Source organism: Microcystis sp. M49636_WE2, assembly GCF_030065375.1.
GTDB lineage: Bacteria > Cyanobacteriota > Cyanobacteriia > Cyanobacteriales > Microcystaceae > Microcystis > Microcystis aeruginosa_C.
In genome coordinates, this window is sequence record NZ_JASJFG010000442.1 from 1 (window position 1) to 2296 (window position 2296).

The following is a 2296-nucleotide window of genomic DNA, read 5'->3' on the forward strand; positions in this document are numbered from 1 at the left end:
GCTTCCTGTACCTGACTATAACCCAAATTAGCTAAAGCGTTAGCCTGTCCTAAACTATTACCCTGTTGACGACTTAAAATTAAAGCTCTCTGACTTAAATTAATCGCTTCTGTATAGTTTTTTTGGATAGCATTGAGACGCGATAAATGGTTTAAATTAGCTATTTCACAAGCAGAGTCCTGCTGTTGACGAGCAATTTCTAAAGCTTGTTGATGACATTCTCTGGCCTGTGGATAGTCGCCGCGAATGCGATTAGAATAGGCAATTAAAGTTAAAATTCTCGCCTTTTCTCCCGTACCTTCCACATAACGCAGAGGAATTGATAAATAATCTAAGGCCTCCTTGAGATAACTGCCAGAAAAGGAGGCAAAAATTCCTCCGTATAAAGGAAAATAATCCCGTTGAGCAAAGGTTCTCAGAATTTGTAAAGCCATCTGAAAACAGCCGCGACTATAGAGAGAATTTTTACTAACTTGCTCGAAACTATTGGTTAACAGTGACCAAATTAAAGCAAAGGTGAGAAAGGTAGAAATGGATAATTTGGCTCCTAATTTTTCGCTATAGATACGCTGATCAAAAAAGTTAATTAGTCCTCTCTGGATATATTGAAAAACAATAGCAGTTTCTACCCAATCGGCTAAAGTTAAATCCTGAGTGATAGAATCAAAAGCTTGTTGATTAGCTAAACTTTCTAATACTCGTTTTAACCAGGAGGGATTAACTTTACTTGCCCAAATTTGCCAGGGAGTCACTCGCTCATTATCATTAGTAAAACCAAGATTGCGATTTTGTTCGTACAGCCAACTGGTGAGATCATTCGATAAATTTGACCAAGTATTTAACCCCAGATTAATTCCCGTGGCAATTTGCCATAAATCTGCTTCTCCCCGCTGCTGAGCAACTGTCTGTAAATGCTTGGCTAACTGTTGTAATTGTTCTAGGGTTAAAGCATTATTTTGATTGGGATCAATTAAATTAACTAAAGTCAGTAAACGATCCTCTCGATCGATTTTTACCAGATTATCGATCGCTGCTGCAGTGAGAGAATTTTGCTGATTGGTTTTTTGGTATTTTTCCCATTCACTTTCGATCGTTTCCAAGGCCCGTAAAACCCTAGTCGCTTTAATTTTTGTTTCTAACTGTGAGCGAGTAACGATCATTTTTTCGGTTAAACAACGCTCAAAAATTTCTCCTGTGCCATTTTTTACTCCCTCGGCTAAAAGGTTATAAACCTGTGATTTAGCCCTAATTTTTCCTTCTAAAGTTAGATTGACAATGCGCTCAATTAGTGCTTTATAAGTTTCGTTGAAGTTATCTCTATTTTCTGTCATAAGTGGTTGGGAATTATGAATTATGAATTATGAATTATGAACTGGGGTGATGGGGTGATGGGGGTGGGGAGAATAAATAAAAATAATCTCCTGACGACCGGCTACTGACTCCTAACTGCTGTTAACCAAAGTAATTACCGTCACTTCGGGGGGACAAAAAAGACGACCGGGAAAATAGGTTCCTAAGCCGCGATTAACATATAATTGATTTTCCCCGACTCGATGAAATCCCTCGGACCATTGCCAGTATCGGACTACTCTGCTGAACTGCCGGTGAAAGGGAACCCATTGATCATAGGGTTCAGGCAGCGAGCGCCTAAGTTTCTCTAAAACTATCGGTAGGGAACCCATACCGGGGATAGTCACTTGGCCTCCGTGGGTATGGCCGGATAACTGCAAATCCACGCGCCAATCCTTTAAAATCATAGCTGTATCGGGATTGTGGGAAAGGACGATTCTGGGTATATCGGGGGAAATTTGCTCGAGGATTTGCGGTAAAAATTCCCCAGACCAATAATCGGCCAATCCGACGATGGGAAAATTTTCGCCGTAGGGTGTGGCGATTTCATTCCAGAGTACCCGAATTCCCACGCTAGTTAGGGCTAATCTGACCGTTTCCCTTGCGTTGGGAAGATAACTGTCATGATTTCCTAAACAAGCATAAATACCCCCTTGACTTTTGAGAGCTTTTATGCTATCAACTAGGGCAAAAATTGGACTGGGACTATAGGTAATAAAATCCCCCGTCAGGAAGATGAGATCGGGTTTTTCCTGATTAGTAATGGCGATCGCTTCTTCTAGGACAGCTTCAGGCAAATGCTGTGCATCGCAGTGCAGATCTGACCACTGCACCAACTTGATCCCTTGCAGATGTGCCGGTAGGCCAGCAATTGCGATCGTTAATCTTTCTACCTGTAAGGATTCTAACCAAAAGGGTCGCATCGGTGAGCCGTTGTCGGTGAGTA

Annotated in this window: 2 protein-coding genes; both read right to left on the reverse strand. The window is 41.5% G+C overall.

From position 1 onward, the window contains the following. Positions 1–1331 (reverse strand): tetratricopeptide repeat protein (locus tag PX484_RS10560; protein ID WP_288103767.1); only part of this gene is annotated, 1331 nt, incomplete at its 3' end. Positions 1332–1442: 111 nt separating this feature from the next. Further along, positions 1443–2273, reverse strand: a complete 831-nt coding sequence (locus PX484_RS10565; RefSeq protein ID WP_287670403.1) for a metallophosphoesterase — start codon at positions 2271–2273, stop codon at positions 1443–1445. Positions 2274–2296: the final 23 nt, after the last annotated feature.